Raw genomic sequence first — 13,810 nt, forward strand, 5'->3', positions numbered from 1 at the left:
GTTAATTAACAAATCGATTAAACGGAGTCATACATGTGCGGTATCGTTGGATTCACGGGGCGGCAGGAAGCCACCTCCATCATTATTGAAGGGCTGAGAAGGCTCGAATATCGTGGCTACGATTCGGCCGGCATCTGCACCATCAGCGATGGCAAGGCGAGCATCAGGCGTAGCGAAGGGAAGCTTTCCAACCTGGAGAAGCTCCTGGCGGCCAGCCCGGTCAACGGCACGGTCGGCATCGGCCACACCCGCTGGGCCACCCACGGCCGTCCCTCCGAGATCAACGCCCACCCGCACCAGGCCGGCCCGATCGTCGTGGTGCACAACGGCATCATCGAGAACTACCTGCAGTTGCGCGAAGAGCTGAAGGCGCAGGGGCACATCTTCAAGAGCGAGACCGACACCGAGGTCATCTCGCACCTGATCGACCAGCGCCTGAAAAGCTGCGGCTCTTTCGAACAGGCCGTGCGCGAGGCGCTGGCGCTGCTCAAGGGCGCCTACGCCGTCTGCATCGTCAGCGAAAACGATCCCGACCTGATGATCGCCGCCAAGCTCGGCTCCCCCATGGTGGTCGGCCTCGGCGAAGGTGAATTCTACGTCGCCTCCGACATCCCCGCCATCCTCTCCCATACCCGTTCCATGATCTTCATGGAAGACGGCGAGATGGTCGTCTTCAAAGGGGGCTCCGCCAGCTTCAGCAAGGTCGACGGGACACCGATCGAGAAGACCCCGCGTCACATCGACTGGTCCGCCCACATGGCCGAGAAGGGGGGCTACAAGCACTTCATGCTCAAGGAGATCTTCGAGCAGCCCCGCGCCGTGCGCGACACCATCGCCGGGCGCCTGCGCGAGGAGCAGGGCGACGTCTACCTCGAGGATCTGGCCCTCACCGATGCCGACCTGCAGGGGATCAGCCGCATCTGCATCATCGCCTGCGGGACCTCGTGGCACGCAGCGTTGGTGGGCAAGTTCCTGATCGAGGAGCACTGCCGCGTCCCGGTCGAGGTGGACATCGCTTCGGAGTTCCGCTATCGCAACCCGGTCGTCGACGAGAACACCCTGGTGATGCTGATCTCCCAGTCCGGCGAGACCGCCGACACCCTGGCCGCCATGCGCGAGTCCAGGCGTCGCGGCGGCAAGTGCGTCGCCATCTGCAACGTGGTTGACTCCTCCATCGCCCGCGAGGCCGACGGCGTCATCTACACCCATGCCGGTCCGGAAATCGGCGTCGCCTCCACCAAGGCGTTCGTGACCCAGTTGATCGCCCTGTATCTCTTCACCATCCGGCTCGGGCGCTCCCGCGGCAGGATGGACCAGGAGCAGGGGAGAAAGCTCATCTCCGCCATCGTGCGCGTCCCGGCACTGATGGAAGAGGCCCTGAAACTGAACGAGCAGGTGGAAAAGGTGGCGAGGAATTATCTTACCGCCCGCGATTTCCTCTACCTTGGCCGCGGCATGAACTACCCGATCGCCCTGGAAGGCGCGCTCAAGCTGAAGGAGATCTCCTACATCCACGCCGAAGGGTACGCCGCCGGCGAGATGAAGCACGGTCCCATCGCCCTCATCGACGAGCACATGCCCGTCGTGGTCCTGGTGCCCAAGGGGGCGACCTACGAGAAGGTCTTCTCCAACATGGAAGAAGTCATCGCCCGTGGCGGCCGCGTCATCGCGGTCTGCTCCAAGGGGGATGCCGAGGTGGCCGACAAGGTCGAGGTCGCCCTGGAGATCCCGGAGGACGGCGAGGAAGTGATGCCGATCATCATCTCCATCCCGATGCAGCTCCTGGCCTATCACGTCGCCGTCCTGAAAGGGACCGACGTCGACCAGCCCAGGAACCTGGCCAAGAGCGTCACCGTCGAATAGGACTGTGCCGCAGTGAAAGCAAGAAGGGGAGACAGCTTAGGCTGTCTCCCCTTTTTTGTGCTCGGCGACGGAGATCCTGGGGGGCTGGCGGGTTATAACACTTGCTGACGACTCTCATGTGCTTTCGTCACGTTACCATGTACACTATACAGACGCTGAACATCCGATGAGCGCTGAGAGGTGGATTATGCCGGTATTGATAGGGCACGAGATAAGGGATGCGATTGCTCGCGGGGAAATAGGCATTGATCCGCTGGACGATTCCCAGATCGGACCGGGATCGATCGATCTGACTTTGGGCAACGACTTTCGGATCTTCAGAAAAGAGACCGGGGTCTGCCACGTGCACAACGAATCCGACTTTGCCGATGTGACTGAAGCGGTCACGGTGGCGGACGGAAGCTTCATAACCATCGCTCCCTGCGAGATGATCCTGGGCATCACCAGGGAGCGGATCACCCTTGCCGAGACCATGGCGGGGTGGCTGGAGGGGAGGAGCCGGTTCGCCCGTTTCGGGCTGGCGGTCCATGTCACCGCCGGATTCATGCAGCCGGGGATCTCCAACCAGCAGGTACTGGAAATCGTGAACCTGGGGCATAAGACCCTGGCGCTTTATCCGGGCACGCGCATCTGCCAGTTTGTCTTCGAACGATGCATCGGTTCGGCGAAATATGAAGGGAGGTTCGCCGATCAGGCCAAACCTTGACCCCTCCCCGCATCGACTCACCTTCTCTCCCCCGTTATTCCCCCTTTCGGTTCGGTCGTTTTTGTATCTGTGTAGTCACCGTACGCGTCGAGTGATTCACCTGACGCGTCGAGCGAGTCGCTGAACGCGATGAGCGAGTCACCGGACGCGATGAGCGAGTCACCGGACGCGTCGAGCGAGTCACCGGACGCGTCGAGCGAGTCACCGGACGCGTCGAGCGAGTCACCGGACGCGTCGAGCGAGTCACCGGACGCGTCGAGCGAGTCACCGGACGCGTCGAGCGAGTCACCGGACGCGTCGAGCGAGTCACCGGACGCGTCGAGCGAGTCACCGGACGCGTCGAGCGAGTCACCGGACGCGTCGAGCGAGTCACCGGACGCGTCGAGCGAGTCACCGGACGCGTCGAGCGAGTCACCGGACGCGTCGAGCGAGTCACCGGACGCGTCGAGCGAGTCACCGGACGCGTCGAGCGAGTCACCGGACGCGTCGAGCGAGTCACCGGACGCGTCGAGCGAGTCACCGGACGCGTCGAGCGAGTCACCGGACGCGTCGAGCGAGTCACCGGACGCGTCGAGCGAGTCACCGGACGCGTCGAGCGAGTCACCGGACGCGTCGAGCGAGTCACCGGACGCGTCGAGCGAGTCACCGGACGCGTCGAGCGAGTCACCGGACGCGTCGAGCGAGTCACCGGACGCGTCGAGCGAGTCACCGGACGCGTCGAGCGAGTCACCGGACGCGTCGAGCGAGTCACCGGACGCGTCGAGCGAGTCACCGGACGCGTCGAGCGAGTCACCGGACGCGTCGAGCGAGTCACCGGACGCGTCGAGCGAGTCACCGGACGCGTCGAGCGAGTCACCGGACGCGTCGAGCGAGTCACCGGACGCGTCGAGCGAGTCACCGGACGCGTCGAGCGAGTCACCGGACGCGATGAGCGAGTCACCGAACGCGTCGAGCGAGTCACCGGACGCGATGAGCGAGTCACCGAACGCGTCGAGCGAGTCACCGGACGCGATGAGCGAGTCACCGGACGCGATGAGCGACTCGCCGAACGCGATGAGCGAGTCACCGAACGCGATGAGCGACTCACCTTGCGCGTCAAGCGAGTCACCCAACGCGCCGGGATCATCAAAGAACGCATGGAGCGGGGCTCCCGCGCCCTTTCGTTTTGGATGGCAATGTAGGGGCGAATAATCATTCGCCCTCGTTGGCACCACCGTCCATCTCGCCATTGAGGATGGTCGGGCGTCCCGCGTGCCGCCTTCCTCACTTCGCCTTTGACATGTATGCAGCATCTCTATATATTGCGATTGATTTGTAGCGGCAAATGAGAGTCGCTACAGGTGTATCTTCCACCTCCGGGGGAGGGCGGGAGGATGACCAGTTTTCTGTCCATCCCCCCAAATGGCACGATTTCCAACCATGGCTATGTGTCACCTCAGCATGTTACGTCAGCAGGTCAGTTAGCTTAATCAATATATACGCGGCAATGTGGGAAGATGACGGCAATTCTGCCTAATAACTAGTTGGCCACAAGGAACTTGGTACTTCGATGAACCCTGCGACTATTTTTGTAATCTCCTTAGGAATTATCATCCTCTTTGGCCTACTTGCAGTATTACTTGGCCCGATGTTCGGGTGGCAAATTGCCGCGCGAAATGCAGTGTTCATTCCTTTTACCTCCCGAGTTGAAGCACGAGCCAATCTTAGAGAAGCATTTTCCGCCCAAGGATGGGAAGTTGAGCGTGATGAACCTGACGAGATGACAGCTCGGACCAAGCCAAGCTGGCGTTCGTGGGGAGAGGTTGTGAAGGTTAAGTTTGAAGATAGCGGTGCAACGGTGACATCAGAATGTGCACTCCCGACGCAGGCTGTAGATTACGGTAAGAATAAAATCAATCTTCGGAAGCTAGTAGAAAGTTTGTCGAAAAACAATGTCTGACAAGGCTTCCCCAACAAGGCAGTTGGACCGGGGCGGAGATCCGCCCGGTCAACTCCCGACCCGTTGGACAAGAGCATGAAGAAAAACAGGATAACTCAATACGACTACGTTCGGCTTACAAGGCTGCATCGTGCTTTCCACCAAGAGGAAGTTGTAGGGACACGTCAACCAACTGTCGGCGATATAGCCGCCGTAATTGAAATATACGAAAAACCGGAATTGGGATATGAACTGGAATCAGTGAATGAAGACGGCACTACGAATTGGTTGGTCACTGTGTCAGCGTCTGACGTTGAACTGGAGGTGATAAAACGTTCGCCTGTGGAGATAATGATGAAGCCTGTTACTTATTACAACACATCCACTAAAGTTCAAATAGGTGATTATGTTGAGCTAAAAGTGTGGCTGTTTTTCTGGAAAGGCTGGCAAAAAGGGCGAGTCTATTATGTGCCTGGAGTATCTCCTAAGAGTGACAGCCTCGAGTATGACGGTCTGTCTTGGGTGTCAATCCATGATAAGAACGGAAGTCCAGTAGGAGTTGTGGTTAACCCGGACACAGGACAGCTAAAGAAGACTGTGCGATTCATTAGGCGGTCAGATGATGCTTTGACTGAAACACCCGTAGATTACAGCTTCCCTGATGAATAAAGGGACGTCCAACACGCGGTTAGAACACGGCTAAGGCCGCCGGTCAAGGCCGGACCCGTTGGACAAAGCACTGTACACAAGGAGACTCGTGTATGAATTCAGCATCAATTACGTTCTGCCCCTCTTGTGGGGAAAGCGTCGAGAGGGCAGAAATCTTTGATGCTCATGCCGAAGGATTCCGATGTCAAAATGGGCACTATCTTCACAACTTGAGATCAGGCGTGTACACCAGCGAGACCATGGGCAGTTATTTGAATCTCACATCGGGAAAGGAGTCGCCTAAGGATATCCTGAAAGAGTGGCTTACAAACGCACGTCTTCGCGATCATCTTAACGACAACCTAGCCGGCATCCTGCGATTCCTTCTAGACCACGAGAATGGGAAAGCCGAGACAAAAGAACCACTAAAGTATACCTACTGTCCCTCCTGTGGTGAAAAGCTTGGAGATGTTACTCCAGAGGAAGAGCTGTATGAAACTGTTCTGAAATGCAAAAACTCCCATACCTTTTTAAGCAGGGGGGGGATGCATGCACCTGGTTCCGAAGAGCGATTCAGCTTTGACTACGATGAAAGGTACTTTCGTATGAGCTACTTATCGTGGATGGAAAACAAACACCTTGCCAATTATTTCCCACATGAACTGAGAAAAGCATTGAATTCGTATAGGAATAGCCCCATCTGTGACTGTTTAGGTGAAGGAAAAGGCCGAGACGAAATCAAGTGAGTAGCGACAGTGTCCAACCACGTCCTTAGACGCGGACGGCTGGCGCCGCCGATCACCTCACGCCGTTGGCCTCAACGGGCTCCGGGGGGGGAGAAGGTTCAGGCAGGGGGGAAAAGCAAAAGCAGATTGGTCGGCGCGAACAGCCGGTTCATGCAGCGTGTTTATGCTTGAGGATCTCCCACCCGATACATGCAAGCCAGATATTTCGTGGAATCCGCTTGCTGCCAGTGCGGTAGTGAGTGATCATCCTACGGGTCATACCAAGCGCCTCCGCAGCAGTCGACAAAGAAAGATCGTTGCGCTTCATCCATTCGTTGAATTCTTCAGGGGAGGGTTCACCTGCCTGTGCTTTACAACGGGTGTACAATTGGTCGGCTCCAAGCTCAATGTCTTCGCTCCATTCTACGCTGTGACCATACCAGCCGACACGAGCCTTTTTAAAGACCTCTGAATCTTTGAGCGGTTCTAGTAGTGCAAAACGCAACATCCAGTCTCCAATGTCGGCTTGCATGGTTTCACCCGTCGTCCAACGGATAACCAGACCGGCAGGCTCCGTTACAGTGACTTCTTCAATTCGCGGGGGTTTGTTCATCTTGTAATCTCCTCCCATTTGGCACGCAGAAGTGACTGGTTTGCGGCGGCCCATTCCATTGCTTCGGCAGCCTTCTTTACCGGAATTATTGTGCCAGCCCGTATCGTCAATGTCTCAATTTCCACGGAGCAGCGATCACCGTCGGTAAACTCCAGATGGAAATGCGGGGTTCCATGTTCGTTGGGATAGATGGTGAGGCGGCACGTGCGGAAACGCATTAGCGTGGGCATAGCCTAAATGGTAGCGAAATAATTTCACCAAGTCAAGGTGAGCCACGTATCACGGCTCTTGATAGAGGGACAACATGAGGGGACGCATGATACAGGGACAACATGAGGCCGAGCCGTTGGTACGTGGCTGGGAAAGGGCGTAAGGAAAGGAGCTATGTCAAGAGCCAGGGAGAGATCGGACAATTAATGATGATGCGTGGCACACTCAGAAAGAAGTTCTACAATCCATGCATTAATGCTCTTGCCATGAGCGGCAGCCTGGGTGGCTAATCGCTGGTGCAGCACTGGGGGAACCCCCAAATTGAACTTGCCGGAGCCGTACTACCACAATGTAGTACCACGGGCAAGGCTGAAGGGGGCGGCATAGCGATGGACTGGTGGGAGGGGGGGCGGCGAAATGCCCTGTTATTGCTCCCGCGACGCCCACCTTTCGATCAGTTCCTGGAGCTGCCCCAGGTTGAAGGGCTTGCTGAGGAAGTCATCCATGCCGGCGCTCAGGCAGCATTCACGGGAACCGGCCATGGCATGGGCGGTCAGCGCGATGATCGGGGTGTGCCTGCCGGAACCACGCTCCTGCTCCCTGATGGCGCGGGTCGCCTCGTAGCCGTCCAGTTCCGGCATCTGGCAATCCATGAAGACCAGGTCGTACGCCTTACGCGCCACTGCCGATACGGCCTGGCTCCCGTTCTGGGCCACGTCCACCTGACACCCCAGTGCCGTTATCATGGCGTGGGCCACTTCACAGTTCACCGGGTTGTCCTCGGCCAGGAGCACGCGTGCGTTGAAACGCGCCTGGACGGGGGGATCCTCCAGCGGGTTTTCCAGTTCTATGGGGACGTCCTCGATATAGGTCGCCTCCTCCGGGGCGTCGTGCAGGTACACGATGAAGGTGAACACGGAACCACGCCCCGGCTCACTCTCCACTCCGATTTCTCCCCCCATCAATTCAACCAGTTGCTTGGCGATGGCCAGCCCGAGGCCGGTCCCCCCATACTTGCGGGTGGTGGACCCGTCGACCTGGGTGAACAGCTCGAAGATGGTCGGCATCGCCTCGGGGGGAATGCCGATGCCGGTGTCCCTCACCTCGAAGCCGATGTAGTGACCGTCGCCGCTTTTCTCGACCAGTGAGACCCGGACCTGCACGTACCCCCGCTCGGTGAACTTAAGCCCGTTGTTGACGATGTTGAGCAGCACCTGGCGCAGGCGGTTCGGGTCCCCTAGCGCGCGGCGGGGGACGTCGGCGGCGATGTGCAGCTCCACCGCAACCCCCTTGCGGCGCCCTACCTCGCGGTACAACTCCACCGCCCCCCGCACCGTCTCGTGCAGGTCCAGGGGGATCAGTTCTACTTCCAGCTTTCCCGCCTCGATCTTGGAGATGTTGAGGATGTCGTTGATGATGCCCAATAGCGACTCTCCCGACTGGTGCAGCATCTCGACGTAGCCCCGCTGTTTCTGGTTCAGCTCGGTGTGCAGCAGCAGCTCCGCCATTCCCAGCACGCCGTTCATCGGGGTGCGGATCTCGTGGCTCATGTTGGCGAGAAACTGCGACTTCGCGCGGTTGGCGGCCTCGGCGGCTTCCTTGGCTTCCCTGAGCTCGGCGATGATCGCCTTTTGCTGCAGGTTTGCCTTGGATATCTCCGCGGTCCGCCGGGCGACCTTTTCCTCGAGGTCGCAGTTCGCCGAGCGCAGTTCGGCCATCATCCGGGTGTTTTCGATGGCGAGTTCGGTCAGGGTACGCATCAGTTGGTCGTGCGCCTCCTTCAGGCGGCGACGCTCCAGGGCCCTGTTCACCGTGGCCACCACCATCTCGAGGTCGTCGAACGGCTTGAACAGGTAGTCCTGGGCCCCCAGCCGCAGGGCCTGAACGGCGGTTTCCAGGGAGACGTGGCTGGTCATGATGATCACGTCCGTCCTGGGGTGGTCATCGCCGATCGCCCGCAGCACCTCGATGCCGCTGATCCCCGGGAGGCGCACGTCCAGCATGACGAGCTTATAGCCGACCCGGCGCAGCTCTTCCAGGCACTCCTCACCGCTGGCGACACCGGCGCAGTCATACCCTTCCTTGCGGAACAGGTCGACCAGGACGTCGGTCACCACCTCGTTGTCGTCGACGATCAATATGTCCCGTCCCGCTCCCATACTTTTCTCCCGGTCGACAAATCACATTGGTGGATATTAACAAAAATAGCGACTGCCACAAGTAACCCGATAGTGAGTCCCGTCCTCTTCTTCTGCCGACAGCGGCGGATTGGGTGCAAAATGTGGTTGCGGTTGAGGCGACAGTGCTTCTCGCACCGACCCCGGAGGGATTGTTTCAGCGCGGCGGCTGTTGCATATCCCGTGTCCGGTGCTTAACTTCTGCTGTTGTCCGGCAGGCACGTGAGCCTGCTGTAGGGGGGGACTCTGACAGCAATTCTGACTTCTTTGTCAGAACAACTTCAGTTGAGTGTGACACCGGATTTGGCCGATACTACAAACACTTCAAGAGGCGCATATGCACGTGTTGGTGATAGAGGACTAGAAGAAGGTGGCAGATGCCCTGAAGGCCGCGCTCGAGGGGGGGGCGGGGCTCGGCCTCGCCATCACCCGGCAGGCGGAGGAGTTGAACGGCGGCAGGATCGGCCTCTGGTCCAAAGCGGATTCCTACGTCTTCTTCAACAAGTTCACTATTTCTGAAAGATGACGGTGTAAGATCCCAGTCGTCGATGTTGCCCAATAGCGGCACATCCCTTACAATGATCCCTCATCACAAACGGGGGAGAGCATGCCATTGATACCTGGAAAAAGCTTGGAGAACCTCAACGCACCATTTAGTGCATGCAACCTTGCTTGTGCGATTAATGGTCGTTTTAAGAATCTTAACGTGGAATCTCTGCCGATACCGGTGCGACACGAGGTGCGCGACCCGCCTGAGTTTCCTGAGTGATGGGTGCCAAAGTGTATACGTCTTGTCGGCGCTGCCCGCCTTGCCTTTTGCGCGCCGCCTGCTTCATAATGCACCGGTAACTCTCATTGGAGGAGCTATCGATGCCGAACAAGATGAAGCTTTCCGACGCGGATCTCCTCGCACTCTTCCACGCCGATCCCGACTTCCAGGCCAACTTCACCCCGCGCCACTACGCCAAAAAGACCCTGGTCTACTCCCCCTTCGAAGAGAAGAACCTCGTCTTCGTGGTGCGCAGCGGCCGGCTGCGCATCTACCTCGCCTACGAGGACAAGGAGTTCACCCTTGCCCTGCTGGAAAAGGGTGACGTTTTCAGCACCCATACCCCCGCCTTCGTGCAGGCCCTGGAGGGGACCGAGATCCTGGTCTGCAGCACCGCGACCTTCGGGCAGGCGCTCGCCCGCCGCCCCGAGCTCTCCCTCACCATGGTGAAGGTGCTCGGCGAGTTGCTGCAGAGCTCCATCCAGACTATCGAAGGGCTGGCCTTCAAGGACGTCCGCCTGCGCCTGGTCGATTTCCTGCTCGGTGCGGCGGCCGACCGTGGCCGGGTTACCACGGAGGGGACCGTGGTGCAGCTTGGGCTGGGGACCGAAGACATCGCCCTCCTGGTCGGCACCACGCGACAGACCATCTCGCAGATCATCAACGACTTCATCAAGGCCGGCCTGCTGGTGAAGATCGACCGCAAGACCCTCCTCATAAAGGATCTCGCTGCGTTCCAGGAGATGAAGGAAGTTTCCTGATCGAGGGGGACTGGCTCCGCCAGGTGCCTGTCCCCTTGGTGTGGGGAAGCGGGCTGAGCGGAAAATGGCGTTCCGCTAAAGGGGCAGGCACCTGACGGAGCCTGTCCCTTCTGCAGTCCCCTTCCCTCGGCAATCAAGCAGCGGTGATGTGGCAGCAAAGGCACTCAGTCCTGTACTGCCTAAAAAGCAAAATCCCCCCTGACCCCCCTTTGACAAGGGGGGGACGTTGGGCGTCACCTTTTCCATCAAACTTTCCATCAAACTTTCCCTCAAGCTTTCCCTCAAGCTTTCCCTAAAGCAGCACAACGCTGCGCCTGAGTCATTCCCGATCTAAGCAAAAAAATAACAACTGTCGGCTGCCCGACAGACCGGCGCCGGTTTTTCGCCTACATTGCCGACCATGCTGCAAGTTGTCTGCAATGGGGAGAAGACGATGCATATCCAGGAGAAGGGGAGTTCGCCGGAACCGGTACGGCTGTTCCGCATCAACACCGGGTCCTGTAACGGCTGCGACGTGGAACTGGCGGTGACTTCCGCGGTGACGGAATTCGACGTGGAGCAACTGGGCTGCCGCTACACGGAATCGGCTCAGGAGGCCGACGTTGTCCTCATTACCGGCCCAGTTACCGTCCGGGCACGGGACGAGGTGATGCGGCTCTGCGCGGAGACGCCGCGGGACAAGGTCACCGTCGCCGTCGGTGTCTGCCCGGTGTCGGGAGGCGTATTCCGTGACAGCTACGCGGTGGACGGTCCGCTCGAGCGCCACCTGTCGGTGGACGTGAACGTGCCGGGGTGCCCGCCGCGGCCCCAGGCATTGCTCGCGGGGATCCGGGAGGCGTTGGCGATACGTGAGGCCCGGCGCGCCGGGGCGGAGCCGTCCCGGACGCCGGATCAAGGCAAGCGGCCCGCAGCCGACAACTTCCCCGCCCGGGGGAGGCTTAGCTTCGACGCGAGCGCCTGCGTCGACTGCCGCATGTGCCGCCATGTCTGCGCCGCCGGTGCCATCCGCTTCGAGGAGGGAGACAGCGGCGTCCGCCTGACCCTCTGGCACAACAGCTGCGTCTTCTGCGGCCTGTGCTGCCACTACTGCCCCACCGGCGCCCTCTCCGTCACCGGGGAGTGGCGACTCGACCATCCCACCGCCGACGGGTTCCGCCAGGTTGAGCGGGGCGAGGTCCCTTACACACCCTGCTCCGGATGCGGCGAGTCCGTCATCCCGGTCCCCGCGCAGCTGCTGCACGCCGCCTTCCGCCGTCCCACCCCCGAAATCGAAAAGCTGAACACCCTCTGCCCGGCCTGCCGGCAGCTGATGAGCATAGGAGTGCCGAGACGATGACCGATTTGACGACGAACGTTGCCGCCGCGCTGGTCTGCGCGGCGGGTGAGCAAACCGAGGTGGCGTGGCGCCGGGACCGCAAGGGCGTCCTCACCGGCTGGTGCCGGCTTCCCTCCGGCGAAGCGCTGCTCCCGGCGGCCCGCGCCGTGGCGGAATTGAAGGGACGCCTGGCCATGGTGACCCCCTACCTCCCGGAACGGGCCAAGGAGAGGGGTGAGCGCGAGATCGCCTACCACTTTGACCTGGACGGCGCCACCCTCACCCTCACCGTGGTGCTGCCGCTGGATTGGGCGCGGGTCCCATCCCTGACGCCGATCTTCCGCAACTGCGACTGGCAGGAGCGGGAGCTGATGGAACTCTACGACGTCCAGGTGGTGGGACACCCCGACCCCAGGCGCCTGTTCCTCGATCACTCTCTGCCCCACGCCCCCTTCGAGCGCCTGGTCCCGTATTCCACCTTCACCAACGCGGCGACCAGCAAGGCCCTCTGGGACAAGGTGCTGGGCGAACGGGAGGACGCATGACCACGAAAATCATCGAACTGGGGCCGCACCAGCTGGCCCTCGAGGAGCCGATGTACTTCCGGGTGCAACTGGAAGGGGATCGGGTGGCCGATCTGGACGTGATGCCGGGGCAGGTGCATCGCGGCATGGAGCACCTGGTGATGCGCCGCAACCTGTACCAGAACATCACCCTCCTGGAGCGCCTCTGCTCGCTCTGTTCCAACAGTCACCCGAGCACCTTTTGCGCCGCGGTCGAGGAGGTGGCCGGCATCGCCATCCCCGAGCGGGCCGAGTATCTGCGCGCGGTGGCGGACGAGATCAAGCGCATCGCCTCGCATCTCTTCTGCTGCGCGGTGCAGGCCAACGCCATCGGTGAGATCCCGCTTTTCCGCCGGGTGATGGAGGTCCGCGAGATCATGCAACGCGCGAAGGAGGCGATCTACGGCAACCGGATGGACCTCGCCGCCAACGTGATCGGCGGGGTGCGTTACGATCTTGCGCCCGAGGGGATCGCATACCTCTACCAGGCCATGGAGGATATGAAAAAGCCGCTGGACGAGCTCTACCTGCAGTTCGCCAACAACCCGGTGCTCATGGCCCGGATGGCGTGGGTGGGGGTGCTGCCGCGCGAGGCGGCGGTCGAGTGCGCCGTGGTGGGGCCGGTGGCCCGCGCCTGTGGTATCGACTACGACGTGCGCAAGAAGAGCCCCTACGGCGCCTACGACCGGTTGGAGTTCGAGGTGGCAACGCAGACGGCGGGAGACGTCCGGGCGCGCAACCTGGTGCGGCTCACCGAGGCGCGCCAGTCGGTGTCGCTCATCGAGCAGTGCCTGGCGCAACTCCCGTCCGGACCGCTCTGCGCGGACAACCTCCCGGAAATCCCGGCGGGCGAGGCCATCGCCAAGTCGGAGGCGCCGCGCGGCGAGCTGATGTACTACCTCAGGACCGACGGCTCGGACTTCCCGGTGCGCCTGAAGTGGCGCGTCCCCTCGTACATGAACTGGGACGCGCTCAAGGTGATGCTGAAGGGGGAGCCGGTGGCCAATATCCCGCTTATCGTGAACAGCATCGACCCCTGCATCGCCTGCACGGACCGCTAGGAGGCGCCATGCACGAGATCACCCTGGTGACGGGGCTTTTCGAGATCATCAACGAGCAGGTGGCGGCCCAGGGGATCGAATCCATCTCCAAGGTGCGCCTGAAGGTGGGGGAGCTGGCGGCGGTGGAGCCGATGACCCTGGCGGCCTGCTTCGAGGTGGTGGCGGAGGGGACCGTGGCCGAAGGGGCGCAGCTCGAGATCGAGGAGGTGCCGCTTACCGGCCGCTGCCGCGCCTGCGGGGAGCGTTTCAGGATTGAAAACTTCAGCTTCATTTGCCCCTCCTGTCAGGGAGGGGACGTGGAGTTGGTTGGCGGGCGCGAACTACACCTGGAGAGCCTGGAAGCAACGATGAAATCCCGTTAGAAATGCGAGTCGGGCAACGAGCAAGCGCTCCTCCCCCCGGAAGGGGGAGGCTGGGAGGGGGGAAAGAAATGATGCGTTCCCCCTCCCTGACCCTCCCCCTCCGGGGGGCGGGGACGAAT

Annotated in this window: 16 protein-coding genes; 11 read left to right on the forward strand and 5 right to left on the reverse strand. The window is 60.6% G+C overall.

Features of this window, described 5'->3' with window-relative positions:
- The first annotated feature begins 33 nt into the window (after positions 1–33).
- Complete coding sequence (glmS, locus tag KP004_RS20785; RefSeq protein WP_216800298.1) at positions 34–1,863, forward strand: glutamine--fructose-6-phosphate transaminase (isomerizing); 1,830 nt, start codon at positions 34–36, stop codon at positions 1,861–1,863.
- A 187-nt stretch (positions 1,864–2,050) separates the two neighbouring features.
- Positions 2,051–2,569 carry a dCTP deaminase gene (gene dcd, locus KP004_RS20790; protein WP_216800300.1) on the forward strand — a complete coding sequence of 173 codons (519 nt, stop codon included), beginning with the start codon at positions 2,051–2,053 and terminating at the stop codon, positions 2,567–2,569.
- Positions 2,570–2,586: 17 nt separating this feature from the next.
- Here the strand turns inward: dcd and KP004_RS20795 are convergent, their stop codons facing one another.
- On the reverse strand, positions 2,587–3,681 hold the full coding sequence (locus KP004_RS20795; RefSeq protein WP_216800302.1) for a DUF6944 family repetitive protein: 1,095 nt from the start codon (positions 3,679–3,681) through the stop codon (positions 2,587–2,589).
- 437 nt (positions 3,682–4,118) lie between these two features.
- Between KP004_RS20795 and KP004_RS20800 the strand changes: the two genes are divergently transcribed.
- The 3 genes from KP004_RS20800 (at position 4,119) to KP004_RS20810 (ending at position 5,881) form a co-directional block, all read left to right on the forward strand.
- Positions 4,119–4,508, forward strand: coding sequence for a hypothetical protein (locus KP004_RS20800; RefSeq protein WP_216800303.1), 390 nt, complete (start codon positions 4,119–4,121; stop codon positions 4,506–4,508).
- A 75-nt stretch (positions 4,509–4,583) separates the two neighbouring features.
- On the forward strand, positions 4,584–5,156 hold the full coding sequence (locus KP004_RS20805) for a DUF4926 domain-containing protein (RefSeq protein WP_216800304.1): 573 nt from the start codon (positions 4,584–4,586) through the stop codon (positions 5,154–5,156).
- Between the two features lie 92 nt (positions 5,157–5,248).
- The gene (locus tag KP004_RS20810) at positions 5,249–5,881 is read left to right on the forward strand and encodes a hypothetical protein (RefSeq protein WP_216800306.1); all 633 of its coding nucleotides are present in this window, start codon (positions 5,249–5,251) and stop codon (positions 5,879–5,881) included.
- A 148-nt stretch (positions 5,882–6,029) separates the two neighbouring features.
- On the opposite strand, the gene KP004_RS20815 is transcribed toward KP004_RS20810, so the two are convergent.
- The 4 genes from KP004_RS20815 to KP004_RS20830 form a co-directional block, all read right to left on the reverse strand.
- Positions 6,030–6,473, reverse strand: a complete 444-nt coding sequence (locus KP004_RS20815) for a DUF2442 domain-containing protein (RefSeq protein WP_216800307.1) — start codon at positions 6,471–6,473, stop codon at positions 6,030–6,032.
- On the reverse strand, positions 6,470–6,703 hold the full coding sequence (locus KP004_RS21525) for a DUF4160 domain-containing protein (RefSeq protein ID WP_216800308.1): 234 nt from the start codon (positions 6,701–6,703) through the stop codon (positions 6,470–6,472). Before KP004_RS21525 ends, KP004_RS20815 begins: the two co-directional genes overlap by 4 nt.
- Before the next feature lie 183 nt (positions 6,704–6,886).
- A complete protein-coding gene (locus tag KP004_RS21530) occupies positions 6,887–6,988 on the reverse strand; it encodes a toxin-antitoxin system HicB family antitoxin (RefSeq protein WP_367620744.1) in 102 nt (33 codons plus the stop codon).
- A gap of 120 nt (positions 6,989–7,108) precedes the next feature.
- Positions 7,109–8,842, reverse strand: coding sequence for a response regulator (locus KP004_RS20830; RefSeq protein ID WP_216800309.1), 1,734 nt, complete (start codon positions 8,840–8,842; stop codon positions 7,109–7,111).
- A 388-nt stretch (positions 8,843–9,230) separates the two neighbouring features.
- Here KP004_RS20830 and KP004_RS20835 point away from each other — a divergent pair, with 388 nt between their 5' ends.
- From KP004_RS20835 to hypA, 6 genes are all read left to right on the forward strand, one after another.
- Positions 9,231–9,386, forward strand: a complete 156-nt coding sequence (locus tag KP004_RS20835) for a hypothetical protein (RefSeq protein ID WP_216800310.1) — start codon at positions 9,231–9,233, stop codon at positions 9,384–9,386.
- A gap of 344 nt (positions 9,387–9,730) precedes the next feature.
- Positions 9,731–10,390 carry a Crp/Fnr family transcriptional regulator gene (locus KP004_RS20840; protein WP_216800312.1) on the forward strand — a complete coding sequence of 220 codons (660 nt, stop codon included), beginning with the start codon at positions 9,731–9,733 and terminating at the stop codon, positions 10,388–10,390.
- A gap of 433 nt (positions 10,391–10,823) precedes the next feature.
- Entirely contained in the window at positions 10,824–11,726 is a 903-nt protein-coding gene (locus KP004_RS21625) for an NADH-quinone oxidoreductase subunit B family protein (protein ID WP_216800313.1), read from the forward strand.
- Positions 11,723–12,250: an NADH-quinone oxidoreductase subunit C gene (locus KP004_RS20850; RefSeq protein WP_216800314.1), complete on the forward strand. Its 528-nt coding sequence runs from the start codon at positions 11,723–11,725 to the stop codon at positions 12,248–12,250. Before KP004_RS21625 ends, KP004_RS20850 begins: the two co-directional genes overlap by 4 nt.
- Positions 12,247–13,329 (forward strand): hydrogenase large subunit, encoded by a 1,083-nt coding sequence (locus tag KP004_RS20855; RefSeq protein ID WP_216800316.1) that lies wholly within the window; start codon positions 12,247–12,249, stop codon positions 13,327–13,329. Before KP004_RS20850 ends, KP004_RS20855 begins: the two co-directional genes overlap by 4 nt.
- Positions 13,330–13,337: 8 nt before the next feature.
- Complete coding sequence (gene hypA, locus KP004_RS20860; RefSeq protein ID WP_216800318.1) at positions 13,338–13,691, forward strand: hydrogenase maturation nickel metallochaperone HypA; 354 nt, start codon at positions 13,338–13,340, stop codon at positions 13,689–13,691.
- The last annotated feature ends 119 nt before the right edge of the window (positions 13,692–13,810 follow it).

It is taken from the genome of Geomonas oryzisoli (genome assembly GCF_018986915.1).
Taxonomy (GTDB): Bacteria; Desulfobacterota; Desulfuromonadia; order Geobacterales; family Geobacteraceae; genus Geomonas; species Geomonas oryzisoli.

Coding starts and splice junctions, on each gene's coding strand:
- glmS (WP_216800298.1), top strand. CDS start 34: ATGTGCGGTATCGTTGGATTCACGGGGCGGCAGGAAGCCACCTCCATC.
- dcd (WP_216800300.1), top strand. CDS start 2,051: ATGCCGGTATTGATAGGGCACGAGATAAGGGATGCGATTGCTCGCGGG.
- KP004_RS20800 (WP_216800303.1), top strand. CDS start 4,119: ATGAACCCTGCGACTATTTTTGTAATCTCCTTAGGAATTATCATCCTC.
- KP004_RS20805 (WP_216800304.1), top strand. CDS start 4,584: ATGAAGAAAAACAGGATAACTCAATACGACTACGTTCGGCTTACAAGG.
- KP004_RS20810 (WP_216800306.1), top strand. CDS start 5,249: ATGAATTCAGCATCAATTACGTTCTGCCCCTCTTGTGGGGAAAGCGTC.
- KP004_RS20815 (WP_216800307.1), bottom strand. CDS start 6,473: ATGAACAAACCCCCGCGAATTGAAGAAGTCACTGTAACGGAGCCTGCC.
- KP004_RS21525 (WP_216800308.1), bottom strand. CDS start 6,703: ATGCCCACGCTAATGCGTTTCCGCACGTGCCGCCTCACCATCTATCCC.
- KP004_RS20830 (WP_216800309.1), bottom strand. CDS start 8,842: ATGGGAGCGGGACGGGACATATTGATCGTCGACGACAACGAGGTGGTG.
- KP004_RS20840 (WP_216800312.1), top strand. CDS start 9,731: ATGCCGAACAAGATGAAGCTTTCCGACGCGGATCTCCTCGCACTCTTC.
- KP004_RS21625 (WP_216800313.1), top strand. CDS start 10,824: ATGCATATCCAGGAGAAGGGGAGTTCGCCGGAACCGGTACGGCTGTTC.
- KP004_RS20850 (WP_216800314.1), top strand. CDS start 11,723: ATGACCGATTTGACGACGAACGTTGCCGCCGCGCTGGTCTGCGCGGCG.
- KP004_RS20855 (WP_216800316.1), top strand. CDS start 12,247: ATGACCACGAAAATCATCGAACTGGGGCCGCACCAGCTGGCCCTCGAG.
- hypA (WP_216800318.1), top strand. CDS start 13,338: ATGCACGAGATCACCCTGGTGACGGGGCTTTTCGAGATCATCAACGAG.